This is a genomic window from Streptomyces sp. NPDC059477 (assembly GCF_042749375.1).
Classification (GTDB): domain Bacteria; phylum Actinomycetota; class Actinomycetes; order Streptomycetales; family Streptomycetaceae; genus Streptomyces.
In genome coordinates this window covers 28,796-46,110 of the sequence record NZ_JBHYUG010000032.1, presented here as the reverse complement: position 1 = coordinate 46,110, position 17,315 = coordinate 28,796, and the positions used below count along the sequence as shown (strand labels likewise).

The following is a 17,315-nucleotide window of genomic DNA, read 5'->3' as shown; positions in this document are numbered from 1 at the left end:
CGGGAAGAGGAAGGCCGAGAGGAAAGGTGCGGACCATGGGACTTCTCGACGACAAGGTCGTCCTGGTGGGTGGCGGTACTCAGGGCGTGGGGGCCGCCATCGCGCGGGCCGCCGTCCGGGAGGGCGCGGTCGTCGGCGTGTCCGGACGGCGGCCGGAGGCGGGTGAGGCTCTGGTGGCCGAGCTGACGGCGGCGGGCGGTGAGGCTCTGTTCGTACGGGCCGACCTGGCCGACGCCGAGCAGGCCAAGGGGTCGGTGGCACGGGTGGTCGCCGCGTACGGCCGGATCGACTGCCTGGTCAACTCTGCGGGGCTGACCTCGCGCGGCACGCTCCTGGACACCACGCCGGAGCTGTTCGACGCGCATGTCGCGATCAATCTGAAGGCGCCGTTCTTCACCATGCAGGCGGCGGTGGCGGACATGGTGGCGCGCGGGGCGCCCGGCACGATCGTCAACATCATCACGTCCTCGGCGCACGGCGGCCAGCCGTTCCTGGCCCCCTATGTCGCCGCCAAGGCCGGGCTGATCGGCCTCACCCGCAACGCCGCCCACGCCCACCGCTGGGACCGGGTCCGGATCAACGGGCTGAACATCGGCTGGACCGCGACGGAGGGCGAGGACGCCACCCAGCGCGCCTTCCACGGCGCGGGCGACGACTGGCGCGAGCGGGCCGCCGAACGGCTCCCCCTGGGCAGGCTGGGGCACCCGGACGAGATCGCCGACTTCGTGGTCCTGCTGCTGTCCGACCGGTCGGGCGTGGTGACCGGGTCGGTGATCGACTGGGACCAGAACGTCCTGGGTGGCCTGGACTGAGCGTCCAAACGAACTGAACGAACCTGAACGAAACCGTACGACCCTCACCCACAAGGAGCTGCACCCCGTATGCGTATCGGAATCCTCGGCCTCGGCCGTATCGGCGCCTTTCACGCCGAGACCCTGTCAGGACTGGACGCGGTCACGTCGCTCGTCGTCGCCGACCCGTTCGCGGACGCGGCCAAGGCCGCCGCCGAGCGGTTCGGGGCCGAGGTCGCGGACTCGCCCGAGGCCGTGCTCGCGGCGGGCGTGGACGGTGTGGTGATCGCCGCCGCGACCGACGCCCACCCCGGTCTGATCCGCTCGGCGGTGCACGCGGGGGTACCGGTGTTCTGCGAGAAGCCGGTCGCCCGCACGATGGCCGAGGGGGTCGGCGTCCTCAAGGACGTCGCGGGCACGGACGTGCCGGTGCAGATCGGGTACAACCGGCGCTTCGACGCCGGGTTCATCGCCGCGCGGGAGGCCGTGCGCGGGGGCACGCTGGGCGCCCTGCACACCGTACGGTCGACGACGCTGGACCCGGCGCCGCCGCCGGCCGCGTATGTGGCCGCGTCGGGCGGGATCTTCCGGGACTGTTCGGTGCACGACTTCGACATCATCCGCTGGGTGACCGGCCGTGAGGTGACCGAGGTGTACGCGGCCGGCGGCAACCGGGGTGCCGACTACATCAGGGCGGCGGGCGACGCCGACACCACGGGCGCGGTCCTCACCCTGGACGACGGCACCCTCGCGGTGGTGTCCAACAGCCGGCACAACGGGCGGGGGTACGACGTACGGATGGAGCTGCACGGCTTCACCGACTCGATCGCCGTCGGCTGGGAGGACCGGCTGCCGCTGCGCTCGGTGGAGCCCGGGGTGACCTTCCCGGCGGGGGTGCCCTACGACTTCTTCATGGACCGGTTCACCGCCGCCTACCGGGCCGAGCTGACCGCGTTCACCGAGGTGGTGGCGGGCACCCGGCCCTCCCCGTGCACGGTCGCGGACGCGCTGGAGGCGGGCTGGATCGCGGAGGCGTGCACGCTGTCGCTGCACGAGCGGCGGCCGGTGCGGATCGACGAGGTGCGGATGAGCTGACGCGTCGGTGGTGGAACCCGGGCTGTTTCAGTGGTGGAACCCCGGCTGCTCGGCCACATGCGCCGCCCGGCCCGCCGACAGCAGTTCGACCGCCTTGCGGATGTCCTCGGCCAGCAGCACCACCTTGTCGTAGCCGATGCCGTGCCGTACCAGGACCCGGGCGATCACCGTGTCCTCGCGGCTGGCGGGCAGCGGGTACGCCGGGACCTGCCAGCCTCGGCGGCGCAGCTGGTCGGTGAGGTCGTACAGGGTGAAGGCGGTCGAGGCGGGGTCGGTGAGGGTCCAGGAGACGGCCGGGAGCGCCTCCTGTCCGTCGTGCAGCACGGTGAAGGGGCCCATGTCGCGCAGTTTGCCGGCCAGCATCTGGGCGGTGGTGGCGCAGGAGCCGTGGACCTGGGCGTAGCCCTCGTGACCTAGCCGCAGCAGGTTGTAGTACTGGGCGACTACCTCGCCGCCGGGGCGGGAGAAGTTCAGGGCGAAGGTGGGCAGGTCGCCGCCGAGGTAGTCGACGCGGAACACCAGGTCGTCGGGGAGCAGATCGGCCTCGCGCCAGACGATCCAGCCGACGCCGAGCGGGGCCATGCCGTACTTGTGGCCGGACGCGTTGATCGAGGCGACGCGGGGCAGCCGGAAGTCCCACACCAGGTCGGGCTGGAGGAAGGGGGCGACGAAGGCGCCGCTGGCCCCGTCGACATGGATGGGGATGTCCAGGCCGGTCTCCTCCTGGATACGGTCGAGCTCGGCGGCCATCTCGGCGACCGGCTCGTAGACGCAGGTGTAGGTGACGCCGAGGATGGCGACGACGCCGATGGTGTTCTCGTCGACGTGGTCGCGGAGCTGGTGCGCGCGCAGGCCCAGGGCGTCCGGTTCCAGGGGGACCTGGCGCAGTTCGACGTCGAAGTAGCGGGCGAACTTCTCCCAGCAGACCTGCACCGGGCCGGTGACGATATTGGGCCGGTCGGTGGGCTTCCCGGCCGCGCGGCGCCGCTCGCGCCAGCGCCATTTCAGGGCCAGGCCGCCGAGCATGCACGCCTCGCTGGAGCCGGTGGTGGAGCAGCCGAGGGTGTGCGCGCCCTCGGGTGAGTTCCACAGGTCGGCGAGCATATGGACGCAGCGGTTCTCGATCTCGGCGGTCTGCGGGTACTCGTCCTTGTCGATCATGTTCTTGTCGAGGCACTCGTCCATCAGGGCGTGCACCTCGGCCTCGGCCCAGGTGGTGCAGAACGTGGCCAGGTTCTGCGAGGCGTTGCCGTCCAGGGTCAGCTCGTCGTGGATCAGCGCCTTGACCGCGCGGGCTTCGGACACCCCTCGGGGCACCTGGTACTTCGGCAGCTCGCGCCCGCTGATGGGCAGCGAGTAGACGTCGTCGAAGGGCACCTCGTCGTCGCGGTTCGTCTGGTGCAGGGCCATGGTTTCCTCCGCGTCCTCCCCCCGACGCAATCTGGCACAGGCCGCCACGGGACGCCCGTGGGACGCACCCGGACGAGGGTCGGACGGTCTCCCGGTGGCTGCGGGCCGGTGGGGGTGTCCGCCGGCCTCGTTCGGCGCCGTTTTGTCACCCACGTGCGTAGACGCGCCCCCCTGACTGCTCCTACGGTCTGCGGGCGGAGTCGAGCGATGGCGCGATCGCACGAAAAGCAGCAGAGCCGTAGGCCGTAGGCCGCAGGTCTTAGGCCGCAGGTCTTAGGCCGCAGGTCTTAGGCCGCAGGTCGCAGAGCCGTAGGCAGTAGGCAGTAGGCAGTAGAACGAGTCGTCGAGTATCGAAACGGGAGTACCGGATGCGCCGGAGTGCCTCACCCCTCTCCCTGGTCCTGCTGGGCATCGGTGTGTTCCTGCTCGTCCTGGCGCCGATGCTGGTGTGGTACGTGAAGCCACGCGCGGCGGTGAATCCCATCGACATCGATGTGACCGCCGTCTACGAGGGCACCGGCAGCTACTTCGACATCGCGGAGACGGAGACGCTGGAGGACCAGCCGATCACGGTCACCCAGCGGGTGCGCGGTGACGTGGCCGACAGCGAGCGCAGCGGGAACGCCGTGTGGGACGTGGTGACCACCGTCGACACCGAGAAGTCGCTCCCGGCGGCCGACCCGCACGACGCGCTGGACTTCTCCACCGCCCGCTGGGTCACCGACCGGCGCACCAACGAGCCCGTGCACTGCTGCGAGGAGCAGCCGTACCACGAGGGCGAGGCGTATCTGAAGTTCCCGTTCGACGTGGAGAAGCGCGCCTACCGCTGGTGGGACAGCACCGGTGACACCACGGTGATGCTCTCCTACCAGGACACCCAGAAGGTGCGCGGCTACGAGGGGTATGTGTTCACCGGCGAGGTCGCGCCGATGAAGGTCGGCACCCGCCAGGTCCCGGGCGCGCTGGTGGGGCTCCCGGACACACCGCAGGTCATGGCCGAGGAGTGGTACTCCAATGAGGGGATCAAGCTGATCGTCGACCAGGCCACGGGCCGTACCCTCTACGCCCAGCTCGGCCCCCGGCGCACCCTGCGCGCGCCGGGTTCCGAGGCGGACGCGGTGACCCTGCTCCATGTGAAGAAGCTCGCCTTCACGGCCGCCACCCAGCAGTTCGCGGTGGACCGCGCCGAGGCGGACAGCGGCCAGCTGCGGGCGGTGGGGCTCACGGCCCCGGTCGCCGCCGCGTCGGCGGGCCTGCTGCTGACCGCCGCGGGGGTCTTCCGGCTGGTACGAGGACGGTGGCGGGGGCGCGACGACGACACCGACGAGGTACGGCCGGTGACCGAGGGGGAGGTCACGGCGGGCCGTCCGTGAGGGTGCCGCCCGGTCCGGGCCCCGGCCGGCGTCGTGATGATCCGACGCCGGCGTCATGCCGATCCGGCGCCGACTCCGCTCACGCCCCGCAGGACCGCAGGAACTTCCTGGTCCGGACCGCGATCGGCATCGGGGTGTCCGGCTCGCAGGGGTACATGTCCTGCTCCACGATCGCGAACAGGTCGACGCCGAGCCGCTGGGCGGCGGCCAGCACCGGCTCCAGTTCCGGCACCCCGGACGGCGGTTCGCACATCACGCCACGGGCGACGGCCGGCCCGAACGGGACCTCGTGGGCCACGACGTCCGCGAGGATCGCCGGGTCCACCTGCTTGAGATGGAGGTAGCCGATCCGCTCGCCGTACGTCTCGATCAGCTTGACGCTGTCGCCGCCGCAGTAGGCGTAGTGCCCGGTGTCCAGGCACAGGTTGACCAGGTCGGAGTCGGTGGAGTCCAGGAAGCGCTCGACATGGGCCTCGGTGTCGATATGCGTGTCGGCGTGCGGGTGGACGACGATGTCCAGGCCGTACGTCTCCTTCACCTGGCGTCCGAGCCGTTCCATGCCCAGGGTGAGGTGGCCCCACTGCTCGGCCGTCAGCTCCGGCGGCTCCAGGATCTCGGCGGTCTTGTCGTCGCGCCAGAAGGACGGGATGACCACGAGGTGCCGGGCGCCCATGGCCCGGGTGAGTTCGGCGACCTGGCCGACATGCTCCCAGGTGGACTCCCAGACGGCGGGGCCGCGGTGCAGGCCGGTGAAGACCGTACCGGCGGAGACCTTCAGATTCCGCTGAACCGTTTCCTCGGTGAGTTCGGCCGGGTCGGTCGGCAGATAGCCGTAGGGGCCCAGCTCGATCCACTCGTAGCCGGACGCGGCGACCTCGTCCAGGAAACGCCGCCAGGGGACCTGTCGCGGGTCGTCGGGGAACCAGACGCCCCAGGAGTCGGGGGCCGAGCCGACCCGGATCCGGTCGAGGGCAGCGGGCATGGTCAGGACTTCCTTTCGGGTGGTGCGGGGGGGTGCAGGTGGTGCGGGGGGTGCAGGTGGTGCGGGGGGTGCAGGTGGTGCGGGTGGTGGGGGTGGTTCGGAGGTTGTAGAGGGGGCGGGGGTCACGGTGGGGTCGGGTGCGGTAGAAGGGTCAGGGGCCGCAGGGAGGGGCGGGTGCTGTAGAAGGGTCAGGGGCCGCAGGGGCGTCGGGTGCGGTAGAGGGGGCGAGGGTCGCAGGAGGGTCAGCTGTGTTCGTCCGGTCTGTCGGGGGCATCTGGCAGCTCCGCCACATCGACCCCCCTGACCTGCGACAACTCATGCTTGAGCGCGGCGAGTTCGGCGCCGCCCGCCATGTGGTTGGTCAGCTCTTCCAGAGTGACCTCGCTGCGGTCGGCGGAGAGTTCCAGGGTGCCCAGGCGCAGCACGCTGAAGTGGTCGCCGACCAGATAGGCGTGGTGGGGATTGTGGGTGATGAAGATGACGCCGAGGCCCCGGTCGCGGGCCGCGGCGATGTACTTGAGGACCACGCCGGACTGCTTGACGCCGAGCGCGGCGGTCGGCTCGTCGAGGATGAGGACGCGGGCGCCGAAGTGGACCGCGCGGGCGATGGCGACGCACTGGCGCTGGCCGCCGGAGAGGGTGCCGATCGGCTGTTCCAGATCGTCGAGGACGATGCCCATGTTGCGCAGTTCGTCGTCGGCGGTCCGCTTCATCCGGGCGATGTCGAGGCGGCGGACCGGCCAGGGGCCCCGGGTCAGCTCGGAGCCGAGGAAGAAGTTGCGCCACACCGGCATCAGCGGCACGGTCGCCAGGTCCTGGTAGACGGTGGCGATGCCACGGTCCAGGGCCTCGCGGGGGCTGGCGAAGCGGACGGGCTCACCGTCCACCAGGAACTCGCCCTCGGTGTGCTGGTGCAGCCCGGAGACGATTTTGATCAGGGTGGACTTGCCGGCCCCGTTGTCGCCGAGGACGCAGGTCACCCGGCCGGGGTGGACGGCGAGATCGACGCCGTGCAGGGCGCGGATGTTGCCGTAGGACTTGCCGGCCCCGCGCAGTTCCACGATCGGGCGGTCCTGGGCGGTCGGGGGGTCGGGGAGGACGGCCCCGTGGGTGCCGGTGGTGTCGCCGGTCATGTCTTCCGTCACCTCTTCCGTCGTCTCTCGCATCGACTCCTGCGGCCTCTCGGGCGTCACCCCGGGTGGCGTCTCACCTGTCACCCCGGGCGGCAGCTCACTCGCCACCCCGGGCGGCAGCTCACCCGGCACCCCGGGCGTCACCTCGCGCCGCATCTCACGCCTCACCTCCGGGTCGCCGTACGGCTGACCCACAGATTGATGAGCACGGCCCCGAGCAGCATCACACCGAGGAACGCCTTGAACCAATCGGGGTTCCACCCGGCATACACGATGCCCTGGTTCACCATGCCGAACATGAAGGCGCCGAAGACCGGGCCGATGGCGGAGCCGTGGCCGCCGGTCAGCAGGCAGCCGCCGATGACGGCCGCGGCGATGTAGATCAGCTCCTGGCCGACGCCCTCGCCGGACTGGACGGTGTTGAAGGAGAACAGATTGTGCATGCCGATGAACCAGGCGCCGAAGCCGACCAGCATGAACAGGGTGATCTTGGTGAAGGTGACGGGGACGCCGACGGCCCGCGCCGATTCCTTGTTCCCGCCGACGGCGAAGATCCAGTTGCCGTACTTGGTGCGCAGCAGCACCCAGGTCGCCAGCGCCGCGAAGGCCAGCCACCACACCACGGTGATCTTCACCTCGACGCCCCCGATGTCGAAGGAGGAGGCGAACAGGGCCCTGGCCTGGTCGAAGCCGTCCATGGTGCTGATGTCGTCGGTGGCGACATTGCCGGTGACCAGTTTGGTCACGGCGAGATTGACACCTTGCAGGATCAGGAAGGTGCCGAGGGTGATCAGGAAGCTGGGCAGTCCGGTTCTCACCAGCATCCAGCCGTTGAACGCGCCGACGGCGAGCGACACCACGAGCGCGACGATCACGCCCGTCCAGACATTGAGGGTCAGCTGATAGCTGAGCATGCTCGCGGTCAGCGCGGAGGTGACCACGGCGACACCGGCCGACAGATCGAACTCGCCGCCGATCATCAGCAGCGCGACGGGCAGCGCCATGATGCCGATGGTGGACGCCTGGTAGAGGACGGTGGCCATCGAGGCGCCCTGGCGGACGGCGGGCGCGGCGATCAGGAAGAAGACGAGCACGGCGGCGGCCCCGAGGAACACCCCGATCTCGGGCCGGGCGAGCAGCCGCAGCGCGAGCGGGCGCCGCCGGGTGCGTCCGTCGCCCGGCCGGGGGCCGGGGAGCGGTGGTGTGCTCAGCGCCGGCGCGGCCTGCGGGGAGGCGCTCATCACCGGGTGCCCTTCTCGGCGAACGCGGCGACGCTCTCGACGTTGGTCCGGTCCACGAAGGCGGGTCCGGTGAGCACCGGCTGCTCGCCGCCGCCGCTGTAGTTGCCGTTGTTCTCGTAGAGCCACAGCCCGTCGACCGAGAGATAGCCCTGGAGGTAGGGCTGCTGGTCGACGGCGAACTCGATGTCGCCCTGCTCGATGGACCCGGTGAGCTGTTTGTTGAGGTCGAAGGTGGCGATCTTGGCCGCGCTGCCGGACTCGTCGACGGCCTGTACGGCGGTCAGCGCGAAGGGCGCGCCGAGCGTGACGACGTGGTCGATCGCGGAGTCCTCCTGGAGCTTGGCGGTGATGGTGGACATCACGGACGGCATGTCGGTGCCGTTGACGTTGAGGATCTCGGTGGTGCCGGAGAACGCCGTCTTCACTCCGTCGCAGCGCTGGGTGAGGCCGATGTTGCCCTGTTCCTGGATGACACAGACGACCCGCTCGGCGCCGTCCTCGTTCAGCCGCTTGCCGAGCGCCTCGCCCGCGACGGTCTCGTCCTGCCCGAAGAACTCCAGCAGGCCGAGCCGCTTCCAGTCGCTGAGGCCGGAGTTGAGGCCGACGACGGGTATGCCCGCCTCCTTCGCCTTGGCGAGCACGCCCTTGAGGGCGTCCGGTTTGGCGAGGGTGACGGCGATCCCGTCGACCTTCTGGTCGATGGCGTTCTGCACCAGGTTGGCCTGGTTTCCGGCATTGGGGTCGGCGGAGTAGACCAGTTCGACGTTGTCCTTGTCGGCGGCGGCCTGGGCGCCCTTGCGGACGATGTCCCAGAAGGTGTCGCCGGGCGCCTGGTGGGTCACCAGGGCGACGGTCATCCGGGGGGTGGTGGCCTTGCCCGCGGCGGCGCCCTCCGCCGCCGACTCCTCGGCCTTCTTGCCGCCGGAGCTGCTGGAGCAGCCCGCGAGGGCCAGGGCCGCAGCAGCGGCGACGGCCAGGGCGGGGGTGATGCTGCGGGAACGAGCGGAACGATCCATCTTTCCTGCACCTCACTGTGCGACCGGGAAAAGGGCGAGGGTTCCGGCGAACGGGAGAACCCAGTGCCCGGGATCAAATCCCCTCCCGAGCCGACTGTCAATACTTTGTTAAGACATCAGTGCAGAACACTGTCAGAATGTAAGTACAAAGCCTTGACAGCAGCGGCGACCGGCCCGTATCCCTGATCGAACCGACCCGTATCTCTGATCGGACCAGTCCGTATCTCTGATCGGACCGACCCGTAGACCTGATCGGACCGGCCCGTAGACCTGATCAGAACGCCGAGTGCCCCGCCGAGGATGAGGAGGCGCCCCCGTGGCGACGACCGGAGCCCCGCCCGTCTCCGCCCTCGCTTCCCTGGACTTCACGCTGGACCGCGCGAGCCCCGTACCCCTGTACCACCAGCTCGCCCAGCAACTGGAGGCCGCCATCGAACGCGGGGCACTGCCCCCGGGCAACCTGCTGGGCAACGAGGTGGACCTCTCCCACCGCCTCGGTCTGTCCCGCCCCACGGTCCGCCAGGCCATCCAGTCCCTGGTCGACAAGGGCCTGCTGGTCCGCCGCAGAGGGGTCGGCACCCAGGTCCTGCACCGCCAGGTCAGACGCCCCCTCGAACTGAGCAGCCTCTACGACGACCTGGAGTCGGCCGGCCAGCAGCCCGCCACCCGCGTCCTGCGCAACGAGCCGGTCCCGGCCCCCGCCGAGGTCGCCACCGCCCTCGGCGTCCCCGAGCACACCGAGGTCACCCTCCTCGAACGCCTCCGCCTCACCCATGACCTCCCGGTCGCCTTCCTCACCAACTACCTCCCCGTGGACGCCCTCACCCCCGACACCCCCCGCCTGGAGACCACCGGCCTCTACCGCGCCCTGCGCTCCGCCGGCATCACCCTGCACAGCGCCCACCAGACGGTCGGCGCCCGCTCCGCCACCCCCGAGGAGGCCACCCTCCTCGACGAACCCCCGGGCGCCGCCCTCCTGACCATGCGCCGCACGGCGTACGACGTCACCGGCCGCCCCGTCGAGTACGGCACCCACATCTACCGCGCGTCGAGATACGCCTTCGACTTCCAACTCCTGGTACGCGGCTGAACGCCCGCCGCCCGGTCAGTCCGCCGCCGGGGACCGGAGTCCTGGGCAGCCAGGACCATCACCGCCCCCGGACCGGCACGGGTGCCCCGTCCAGCCGGGCGCGCTGATCCGACGTCAGTTCCAGGTCCACGGCCGCGAGGTTCTCGTTCAGCTGGGACACCGAGGAGGCGCCGGCGAGGGGGATGATGGGGAGGTCGGAGGTGAGCTGCCAGGCGAGGACGACCTGGTTGGGGGTGGCGCCGGTCTCGCGGGCCACGTCCCTGAGGGCGGCGAGGCGGACCGGGTTGCCCGGGTGGTCGAACTCCGGGCGCAGCGGCTTGTCGTCGCGGGTGTAGGCGCCGGCCAGCAGCGGTGAGTAGGCGACTAGGGTCAGTCCCGGCTCCTCCCGGAGATAGGTGGTCAGTTCCGCGCCCGCGTGGCCCAGGCTGCCGTCGGGGAACATGTCGGTGGGGACGTCATTGCGCGGGCGCAGCAGGCTGTGCTGGTACTGGAGCACCTCGTAGCCGGGCAGTCCGGCCGCCGCCGCGAGGGCGCGGGCGCGCTCCACCCGCCAGATGGCGTGATTGCTGACGCCGAGCAGCCCGACCGTGCCCTCGGCGACCAGCGCGGCGAACCCCTCGACGGTCTCGGCCAGCGGGACGGTCCGGTCCTCGATGTGGGCGTAGAGCAGATCGAGCTTCTCGACGCCGAGCCGTTCCCGGCTGCGCTCGGCGGACTCGCGGATCACCCTGGCGGACAGGCCCTCGGGGTTGTCGGTGAACGAGGTGCCGGGGGCGAGCGGGCGGGCGCCCAGCTTGGTGGCGATGACGATCTCGTCGCCGATGCCCCGGCTGCGCCGCCAGCGTCCGAGGAGTTCCTCGCTCTGGCCGCCCTGTCCGCCGTCCGCCCAGAAGGCGTAGTTGTCGGAGGTGTCGATGAAGGTGCCGCCGGCCTCGGCATAGCGGTCGAGGATGGCGAAGGAGGTCTGCTCGTCGGTGCGGGACCCGAAGAGCATGGCTCCCAGCGCGAGCACGCTCACCTCACGGCGGTGGGCCGGGTCCGCGCCGATCATACGGTATTTCATGGCGTTCCTTCCCTGTTGGTCCCGGTTGTCCGGGCCTGAGAGGGAGTCTGCCGCTTGGAGCGCTCTTCAAGTCAAGGCAGGTCATCCGAAAGTCGAGGCAGGTCATCCGGCGTCCGCGAAAGGGCCCTCCAGTGCCGCCCACTGGAGCAGCATGATGGTCTTGGCGTCGGCGATCCGGCCGTCCCGGATCATCTCCAGGGCCTGCCGGAAGGGCAGTTCGAGGATCTCGATGTCCTCGCCCTCCTCGTCCAGCCCGCCGCCCTCGTGGGTACGGGTCGAGGCGGCGTACTCGGCGGCGTAGAAGCTGACCCGCTCGGTGACCGATCCCGGGCTCATATAGACGTCGAAGACATGACGGACGGCGCCGATGGTGTGCCCGGTCTCCTCCACCACCTCGCGGCGCACGGCCAGTTCCGGGTGCTCGTCCTCGTCGTCGAGCAGTCCGCCGGGGGTCTCGATCAGCATGCCGTCGGGGTGTCCGTTGACATACACCGGGAAGCGGAACTGCCGGGTGAGCAGTACGGTCCGCCGCTCGGTGCAGTACAGGAGCATCGTCGCCCCGTTGCCCCGGTCGTGGGTCTCGCGCTGCTGGGTGTGCCAGGTGCCGTCGGCGTGCTGGAGGTCGAAGGTGGTGGCCCGCTCCACGTACCAGTGGCTGGACAGCAGTTCCACGTCCCGCACCCTGACGCGCGGGTTGCCGGTGAGGCCGAGGCCGGTGCGGTGCAGTCCGGTACGGCCGCGGCGGTCGGGGGTGTCGGCGCCGGCGGTCATCGGGCACCGGCCGCGGGGGTGTGGGGGGCGGGTCGGGCTGAGGCTGATTCCATGACCGATTGCATGACCGATTTCTAGCACCTTGGCCGGATGATGGGGGCCGGGGCCCGGCGAGTGAAGTCTCACTCCACCGACCGCCGTTCCCCAACCGGCCACGCACAGGATGCCCACAGGACGGAAAGGGCTTCTAGCTTCACCGTCATGATCTTCCAAATCCTCCAAATTTCCCGGAACCTCCGATACAGGCCCAGACCGGCCAGAGTCACCACCGCCCTGGCCGTCGTCGGCTCTCTTCTGCTGCTGCCCCTCGCCTCGTCCGCGAGCGCCGACTCCACCGTCGAGCCGGGCGATGTGGTCGTCTCCGAGGACTTCGGCTCCGGGTCGATACCGGCCGGCTGGCGGGCCGTCGACGGGGAGTGGCAGGTGCAGAACGGCCGGCTGGTCGGCACCGCCGCCTCCGGCACCAAGAAGCTGACCTTCGGCGCGCACCTGGAGAACTACCGCTTCGAGACGACCGCGCGCTTCGAGTCCGTCAACGAGGCCACCCGCTGGTTCGCGCTGGGCCTGGACGTGCCCGCGTCCGGCGCCACCCCCTGGTGGATCGCCACCCTGCGCAGCGGCAGCACCGCGTCCAACGGTGTGGAGTTCGCCCAGCTGAACCCGGCCGGCGCGTGGAACGTCACCAACACCGCCGCCGCCCCGCAGGCCGCCGCGACCGGACGGGACGTCAAGGTCCGTATCGAGGTGCACGGTCACCAGGCGACCTGGTTCCTCGACGGCAAGCAGCTGATGCGCACGAACCAGCTCCAGCGTTCCGCCGACGGCGGTCTCGCCTTCGTCGTCAACGGTGCCAAGGTCTCCTTCGACGACGTCAAGGTCACCGCGCTCGGCCCCAACGGCTATCTGCGTCCCGAGGGCGCCCCGATGACCGTCATCGCGCATCGCGGCGCGTCCTCGGCCGCCCCGGAGAACACCCTCCAGGCCCAGGAGGTCGCCCGGCGCGGCGGCGCCGACTTCATCGAGAACGACGTGCAGCTCAGCAAGGACGGCGTGCCGTACCTGATGCACGACTACACCGTCGACCGCACCACCGACGGCACCGGCGACATCACCACCCTGACCGCGGCGCAGCTCGAAGCGCTGGACGCCGGTTCCTGGTTCGCACCGACCTTCGCCGGGGCGCAGGTGCCCACCCTCGCCGAGCAACTCGCCGATCTGCGCACCCGCGGCGGCAGTCTGCTGCTGGAGGTGAAGCGGGCGGACACCAAGGAGCAGGTCGCCAAGATGCTCGACGTGGTCCGCGCGGAGAAGATGACGGGCCGGGTCTTCGTCCAGAGCTTCAGCAAGGACCATCTGCGCTGGGTGCGTGAACTGGCGCCGGAGCTGCCCCTGGGCCTGCTCGTGGGCACCCTGGACGCCGACCCGGTCGCCGTCGCCAAGGACCTGGGCCTGACGTCCTACAACCCGAGCGGCGGCGCCCTGGAGGCCCGTCCCGAGGTCGTCGGACTGCTGCACCAGGCCGGTGTGGCCACCATGATCTGGACGATCGACTCCGCCGCGAAGTGGCAGCAGTACGACGCGTGGGGCGTCGACGCCATCATCACCAACCGGCCGACCGAACTGACCGGCTGGAACCAGGCCAAGGCGCAGCAGGTCACCCCGGCCACCGCCGTCGCCGTCACCTCCCCGGCCGACGGTGCCGTCCTGAACCGCGCCCAGCGTCCGGTCCTCGCCGTGGACGCCGACAACGCGGACGCCCAAAAGACGGAGATCACCGTCGACGGTGTGGCCCGCAAGGCGGGTGACGCGCTGGACCTGACGAAGCTGACGGCCGGCAAGCACACCGTCACCGTCAAGGCGACCGGCGCCTCCGGCACCGCGACGGCCACCAGCACCTTCACCGTCAAGGCGGACCAGGCCGGTCTCGGCCAGCTGATCCTGACCTCGAAGGGCAAGCAGAGCACCGTCTCCGTCCTGCTGTCCCAGCTGGCCCAGGGCAAGTACAGCCTGCTGGCCAAGACGGCGGACCTCGCCGGGCGGCACGGCAGCCTCCCGGCGGACGCCGCGAAGCTGATCGCCGCGGACGCCCGGCAGCTCCAGGCCGAGCAGAACGACCGCTGACGTTCGTACTCCTGCGACGGGGCCGTACGGAAACCCGGTGCGGCCCTGTCACGGGGGGGGCGTGCACCCGTGGCGGCACGCTGCCCCTGGGGCCCTTCCCGGGGCCTGGTCCCTGTTGCGGGGTCCGGCCGGGCGGCCCCTGGTCCTAGTCCTAGTCCTTGACGGTGACGTCGGCAGCGGCGGCCGGGGCCTGCTTCGGCGGTGACGCCATCGCCCGGAGCCGCTCGAAGGCGGCCTGCGTCGGGCTGGCCGGTTCGGCCTGGTAGACCACCAGTTGCTGATGCGGGGCGCCGTTGACGGTGAAGGCGGCGAACGCGATGTGCAGGTCCCCGACCTGGGGGTGCCTGAGGTGCTTGCCCTCCTGGGACTTGCTCTTGACCTCGTGCATCTCCCAGATCCCGGCGAACTCCTCGCTCCCGGCGGACAGTTCGGCGACGACCTCGGCGATCCGGGCCGAGCCGGGATCGTGGCCGTAGGCGGCGCGGAGTTCTGCGACACAGGAGTGCGCGGCGCGCTCCCATTCCTGGTAGAACTCGCGCCCGGCCGGGTCGACGAACACCATGCGGGCCAGGTTGTCGAACCCGTCGAACCCGCTGTGCAGGGCGGTGGCGAGGGAGTTGCCCGCCATGATGTCGAGGGCCGGGCCGAGGACGAACGCAGGCGTGTGCGCCCAGCCGTCCATCAGTTGCAGCAACTGCCGGCTGACCGTCGTCTCGCCCCGGTCGCGCGGGCGCTGGGTCGGGGTGAGGCAGAGGCGGTTGAGGTGGTCGGTGGCCTCCGGGCCCAGCTGGAGCGCCTGCGCGACAGCGTCGAGGACCTGCGCGGAGGGGCTGTTCTCACGCCCCTGTTCCAGGCGGATGTAGTAGTCCGAGCTGACTCCGGCGAGCAGGGCGACTTCCTCCCTGCGCAGCCCCGGTACCCGGCGTCGGCCATGCTCCGGCAGGCCGACGTCGTGGGGCTTCAGGGCTTCTCGACGGGCTCGGAGGAAGTCACCCAAAGGCGTCGCATTGCTCATCCGGCAAGACTAGAGGGCATTTCACGGAGAGGGAGTGCCGGTCACCGAAAATCGACGCCGGGTCGGCCTTTCGTCACGCGGGGTGAACCCTGTCCGGACGTCGTGTTTTCCTGCGTACCACCGGTGTTCCTGGGTGCGATACACCCACTTTCGGCGAAGCGTCCCAGGGTGTGTTCCGCCTAGCCTTGACCATATGGACGACGACGCGCGCCCCGGCCCGGTGGGCGGGCTGGGTGGGTTCCTTCGCTCCCGCAGGGAGCGCCTCACCCCCGAGGCGGCCGGGCTGCCCGAGACGGCTGGATTGCCCGGTGCGGCCGGAGTGCCCGGTGCCGGCCCACGCCGGGTGCCCGGCCTGCGCCGGGACGAGGTCGCCGCCCGCGCGGGGATCAGTCTGAGCTACTACAGCCGGCTGGAGCAGGGCCGGGATGTCAGCCCCTCGCGCCCCGTCGCGGAGTCCCTGGCCCGCGCGCTGCGCCTCGGCGACGAGGACCGGGCGGAGTTGCTGCGGCTGGCCCGGCCGGCAGCCCGCCGTACGAAGGCGCCCGCCCGCGTCGAGCGGGTACGGCCACACCTGCGGCGGATGATCGAGAGCTGGACCGCGACACCGGCCCTCATCCTCGGGCACGCCCAGGATCTGCTGGCCGCCAACGCCCTGGCCGACGCCCTGTACCGGGACTTCGCGGAGCGGGACAACGTACTGCGCATGCTCTTCCTGGACCCGGCGGCGACGGCCTTCCACCGGCACCCGGAGCGGGCCCGGAGCCGGGCGGTCGCCGACCTGTGGCGGACCGCGGCGAGCGCACCCGCCGATCCCCGGGTCCTGGAGCTGGTCGGTGAGCTGGCGGTGCGCAGCGAGGCGTTCCGTACCCTGTGGGCCCGCTCGTACGCCCGGGTCCCGTCGTACGACGTCCAGCAGGTGCGCCACTCCGTGGTAGGGGCGCTGGAGCTGCGGCACGAGGCTCTCGTCATCCGCAGCGCGCCGGGACAGCAGCTCGTCATCCTCCAGGCGGAGCCGGGCTCCGCCTCCGCCGACGGACTGGCCCTGCTGGGCTCCCTCGGCGCGCCCGAGGTCCCGCACCAGCGGCCCCGGCGCGGCGCGTAGAGGGCTCTGGTCGCGCGACTCCCCTTGCCTGGGTGTGCGACTCCCAGGAAAAGCACGGCCTTCAAAGCGACAAAGCATGCGGGCAGACTCGAATTCGTCAACAGGAAATCCCGAAAAGGGAAATGGCGAAAGAGGTTTTCCCATGGCCACATGGTTTGTCACCGGCGCTTCCCGTGGAATCGGGGCGGAGATCGCCCGAGCCGCTCTGGCGGGCGGAAACGAGGTCGTGGTCGCCGTCCGGAACCCGGAGCGGGTCCCGGACGATCTGAAGAATTCCGACCAGGTCTTCGCGGTCGCCCTGGACGTCACCGACAACGACAGCATCCCGCGGGCGGTCGAGGCCGCCGTGGAGCGGTTCGGTGGGATCGACGTCCTGGTGAACAACGCCGGCCGCGGTCTGCTCGGCGCGCTGGAGGAGATCACCGACGCGGAGGCCCGGTCGCTGTTCGACCTCAATGTCTTCGGCCTGATCAATGTCACGCGTGCCGTACTGCCGGTCATGCGCGAGCAGGGCTCGGGCCGGCTGGTGCACATCGGTTCGCGCTCCGGCTTCGAGGGTGAGCCCGGCGTCAGCCTGTACTGCGCGTCGAAGTTCGCCGTCGCCGGGATCAGCGAGGCGCTGTCCGTCGAGATGGCCCCGTTCGGGATCCAGTCGATGGTGGTCGAACCGGGCGTCTTCCGCACCGACTTCCTCGACTCCAGCTCGCTGTCGGTGGCCGCGACCCGTATCGCCGACTACGACGGCACCCCCGCGCACGTGACACTGGACTGGATCGGCCGGGCCAACCACGCCCAGCTCGGCGACCCCGTCAAGGGCGCCGCCCTGATCGTGGAGGTCGCCTCCACGGAGAAGCTGCCGACCCACCTCTACCTCGGGCAGGACACCCTGGACCGGCTGGACGTCAAGTACCAGCAGGTGCGGGACGACGTCGCCCCGTGGCGCGAGAAGTCCGCGGCCACGGGTCACGAGGACGCCGCCTGACCTCCCGCCGGTACACCCCGCCCGTACATCTCGCCTGACTTCCCGCCGGGGGGGGGGCGCCGGGCGCGGGTCGCCACGACGCTCTCGGCGACAGCACGTCTGAGACGAGCGACGGACAAACGAATCCCCC

General features: G+C 70.7%; 15 protein-coding genes. 7 read left to right on the top strand and 8 right to left on the bottom strand.

The window, feature by feature from the left end; translation table 11 throughout:
• Positions 1-35 precede the first annotated feature (35 nt).
• Together ACFXAZ_RS18350 and ACFXAZ_RS18345 are read left to right on the top strand one after the other, a co-directional pair.
• Positions 36-812 (top strand): SDR family oxidoreductase, encoded by a 777-nt coding sequence (locus ACFXAZ_RS18350; RefSeq protein ID WP_384591715.1) that lies wholly within the window; start codon positions 36-38, stop codon positions 810-812.
• A gap of 69 nt (positions 813-881) precedes the next feature.
• Positions 882-1,886 carry a Gfo/Idh/MocA family oxidoreductase gene (locus tag ACFXAZ_RS18345; RefSeq protein ID WP_384591712.1) on the top strand — a complete coding sequence of 335 codons (1,005 nt, stop codon included), beginning with the start codon at positions 882-884 and terminating at the stop codon, positions 1,884-1,886.
• Between the two features lie 27 nt (positions 1,887-1,913).
• Here ACFXAZ_RS18345 and ACFXAZ_RS18340 read toward each other — a convergent pair whose 3' ends face one another.
• Positions 1,914-3,296: a glutamate decarboxylase gene (locus ACFXAZ_RS18340; protein ID WP_384591709.1), complete on the bottom strand. Its 1,383-nt coding sequence runs from the start codon at positions 3,294-3,296 to the stop codon at positions 1,914-1,916.
• Between the two features lie 368 nt (positions 3,297-3,664).
• Between ACFXAZ_RS18340 and ACFXAZ_RS18335 the strand changes: the two genes are divergently transcribed.
• Positions 3,665-4,669 carry a DUF3068 domain-containing protein gene (locus ACFXAZ_RS18335; protein WP_384591706.1) on the top strand — a complete coding sequence of 335 codons (1,005 nt, stop codon included), beginning with the start codon at positions 3,665-3,667 and terminating at the stop codon, positions 4,667-4,669.
• Positions 4,670-4,748: 79 nt separating this feature from the next.
• Here ACFXAZ_RS18335 and ACFXAZ_RS18330 read toward each other — a convergent pair whose 3' ends face one another.
• The 4 genes from ACFXAZ_RS18330 to ACFXAZ_RS18315 all read right to left on the bottom strand — a co-directional run bounded on the left by ACFXAZ_RS18330 (position 4,749) and on the right by ACFXAZ_RS18315 (position 9,041).
• On the bottom strand, positions 4,749-5,651 hold the full coding sequence (locus tag ACFXAZ_RS18330; protein WP_384591703.1) for a sugar phosphate isomerase/epimerase family protein: 903 nt from the start codon (positions 5,649-5,651) through the stop codon (positions 4,749-4,751).
• Positions 5,652-5,893: 242 nt separating this feature from the next.
• A complete protein-coding gene (locus ACFXAZ_RS18325; protein ID WP_384591808.1) occupies positions 5,894-6,784 on the bottom strand; it encodes an ATP-binding cassette domain-containing protein in 891 nt (296 codons plus the stop codon).
• Between the two features lie 164 nt (positions 6,785-6,948).
• The gene (locus ACFXAZ_RS18320; protein WP_384591700.1) at positions 6,949-8,025 is read right to left on the bottom strand and encodes an ABC transporter permease; all 1,077 of its coding nucleotides are present in this window, start codon (positions 8,023-8,025) and stop codon (positions 6,949-6,951) included.
• Positions 8,025-9,041 (bottom strand): sugar ABC transporter substrate-binding protein, encoded by a 1,017-nt coding sequence (locus tag ACFXAZ_RS18315; RefSeq protein WP_384591697.1) that lies wholly within the window; start codon positions 9,039-9,041, stop codon positions 8,025-8,027. Before ACFXAZ_RS18315 ends, ACFXAZ_RS18320 begins: the two co-directional genes overlap by 1 nt.
• A gap of 316 nt (positions 9,042-9,357) precedes the next feature.
• Between ACFXAZ_RS18315 and ACFXAZ_RS18310 the strand changes: the two genes are divergently transcribed.
• Positions 9,358-10,131 carry a GntR family transcriptional regulator gene (locus ACFXAZ_RS18310; RefSeq protein WP_384591694.1) on the top strand — a complete coding sequence of 258 codons (774 nt, stop codon included), beginning with the start codon at positions 9,358-9,360 and terminating at the stop codon, positions 10,129-10,131.
• A gap of 58 nt (positions 10,132-10,189) precedes the next feature.
• On the opposite strand, the gene ACFXAZ_RS18305 is transcribed toward ACFXAZ_RS18310, so the two are convergent.
• Positions 10,190-11,194, bottom strand: coding sequence for an aldo/keto reductase (locus tag ACFXAZ_RS18305; protein ID WP_384591691.1), 1,005 nt, complete (start codon positions 11,192-11,194; stop codon positions 10,190-10,192).
• A 102-nt stretch (positions 11,195-11,296) separates the two neighbouring features.
• A complete protein-coding gene (locus ACFXAZ_RS18300) occupies positions 11,297-11,965 on the bottom strand; it encodes an NUDIX domain-containing protein (RefSeq protein WP_384591688.1) in 669 nt (222 codons plus the stop codon).
• Positions 11,966-12,166: 201 nt separating this feature from the next.
• On the opposite strand from ACFXAZ_RS18300, the gene ACFXAZ_RS18295 reads away from it, so the two are divergent.
• Complete coding sequence (locus ACFXAZ_RS18295; RefSeq protein ID WP_384591685.1) at positions 12,167-14,086, top strand: glycerophosphodiester phosphodiesterase family protein; 1,920 nt, start codon at positions 12,167-12,169, stop codon at positions 14,084-14,086.
• Between the two features lie 151 nt (positions 14,087-14,237).
• Here ACFXAZ_RS18295 and ACFXAZ_RS18290 read toward each other — a convergent pair whose 3' ends face one another.
• Entirely contained in the window at positions 14,238-15,101 is an 864-nt protein-coding gene (locus ACFXAZ_RS18290; RefSeq protein WP_384591682.1) for a helix-turn-helix transcriptional regulator, read from the bottom strand.
• Positions 15,102-15,294: 193 nt separating this feature from the next.
• Here ACFXAZ_RS18290 and ACFXAZ_RS18285 point away from each other — a divergent pair, with 193 nt between their 5' ends.
• Positions 15,295-16,203 carry a helix-turn-helix domain-containing protein gene (locus ACFXAZ_RS18285; protein ID WP_384591679.1) on the top strand — a complete coding sequence of 303 codons (909 nt, stop codon included), beginning with the start codon at positions 15,295-15,297 and terminating at the stop codon, positions 16,201-16,203.
• A gap of 142 nt (positions 16,204-16,345) precedes the next feature.
• Positions 16,346-17,185: an SDR family NAD(P)-dependent oxidoreductase gene (locus ACFXAZ_RS18280; RefSeq protein ID WP_384591676.1), complete on the top strand. Its 840-nt coding sequence runs from the start codon at positions 16,346-16,348 to the stop codon at positions 17,183-17,185.
• The last annotated feature ends 130 nt before the right edge of the window (positions 17,186-17,315 follow it).

Excerpts from the sequence above, each read along its gene's own strand:
- ACFXAZ_RS18290 (WP_384591682.1), bottom strand. The coding sequence starts at position 15,101 with ATGAGCAATGCGACGCCTTTGGGTGACTTCCTCCGAGCCCGTCGAGAA.
- ACFXAZ_RS18305 (WP_384591691.1), bottom strand. The coding sequence starts at position 11,194 with ATGAAATACCGTATGATCGGCGCGGACCCGGCCCACCGCCGTGAGGTG.
- ACFXAZ_RS18295 (WP_384591685.1), top strand. The coding sequence starts at position 12,167 with ATGATCTTCCAAATCCTCCAAATTTCCCGGAACCTCCGATACAGGCCC.
- ACFXAZ_RS18315 (WP_384591697.1), bottom strand. The coding sequence starts at position 9,041 with ATGGATCGTTCCGCTCGTTCCCGCAGCATCACCCCCGCCCTGGCCGTC.
- ACFXAZ_RS18335 (WP_384591706.1), top strand. The coding sequence starts at position 3,665 with ATGCGCCGGAGTGCCTCACCCCTCTCCCTGGTCCTGCTGGGCATCGGT.
- ACFXAZ_RS18320 (WP_384591700.1), bottom strand. The coding sequence starts at position 8,025 with ATGAGCGCCTCCCCGCAGGCCGCGCCGGCGCTGAGCACACCACCGCTC.
- ACFXAZ_RS18330 (WP_384591703.1), bottom strand. The coding sequence starts at position 5,651 with ATGCCCGCTGCCCTCGACCGGATCCGGGTCGGCTCGGCCCCCGACTCC.
- ACFXAZ_RS18350 (WP_384591715.1), top strand. The coding sequence starts at position 36 with ATGGGACTTCTCGACGACAAGGTCGTCCTGGTGGGTGGCGGTACTCAG.
- ACFXAZ_RS18340 (WP_384591709.1), bottom strand. The coding sequence starts at position 3,296 with ATGGCCCTGCACCAGACGAACCGCGACGACGAGGTGCCCTTCGACGAC.
- ACFXAZ_RS18300 (WP_384591688.1), bottom strand. The coding sequence starts at position 11,965 with ATGACCGCCGGCGCCGACACCCCCGACCGCCGCGGCCGTACCGGACTG.
- ACFXAZ_RS18285 (WP_384591679.1), top strand. The coding sequence starts at position 15,295 with ATGGACGACGACGCGCGCCCCGGCCCGGTGGGCGGGCTGGGTGGGTTC.
- ACFXAZ_RS18280 (WP_384591676.1), top strand. The coding sequence starts at position 16,346 with ATGGCCACATGGTTTGTCACCGGCGCTTCCCGTGGAATCGGGGCGGAG.
- ACFXAZ_RS18345 (WP_384591712.1), top strand. The coding sequence starts at position 882 with ATGCGTATCGGAATCCTCGGCCTCGGCCGTATCGGCGCCTTTCACGCC.
- ACFXAZ_RS18325 (WP_384591808.1), bottom strand. The coding sequence starts at position 6,784 with ATGACCGGCGACACCACCGGCACCCACGGGGCCGTCCTCCCCGACCCC.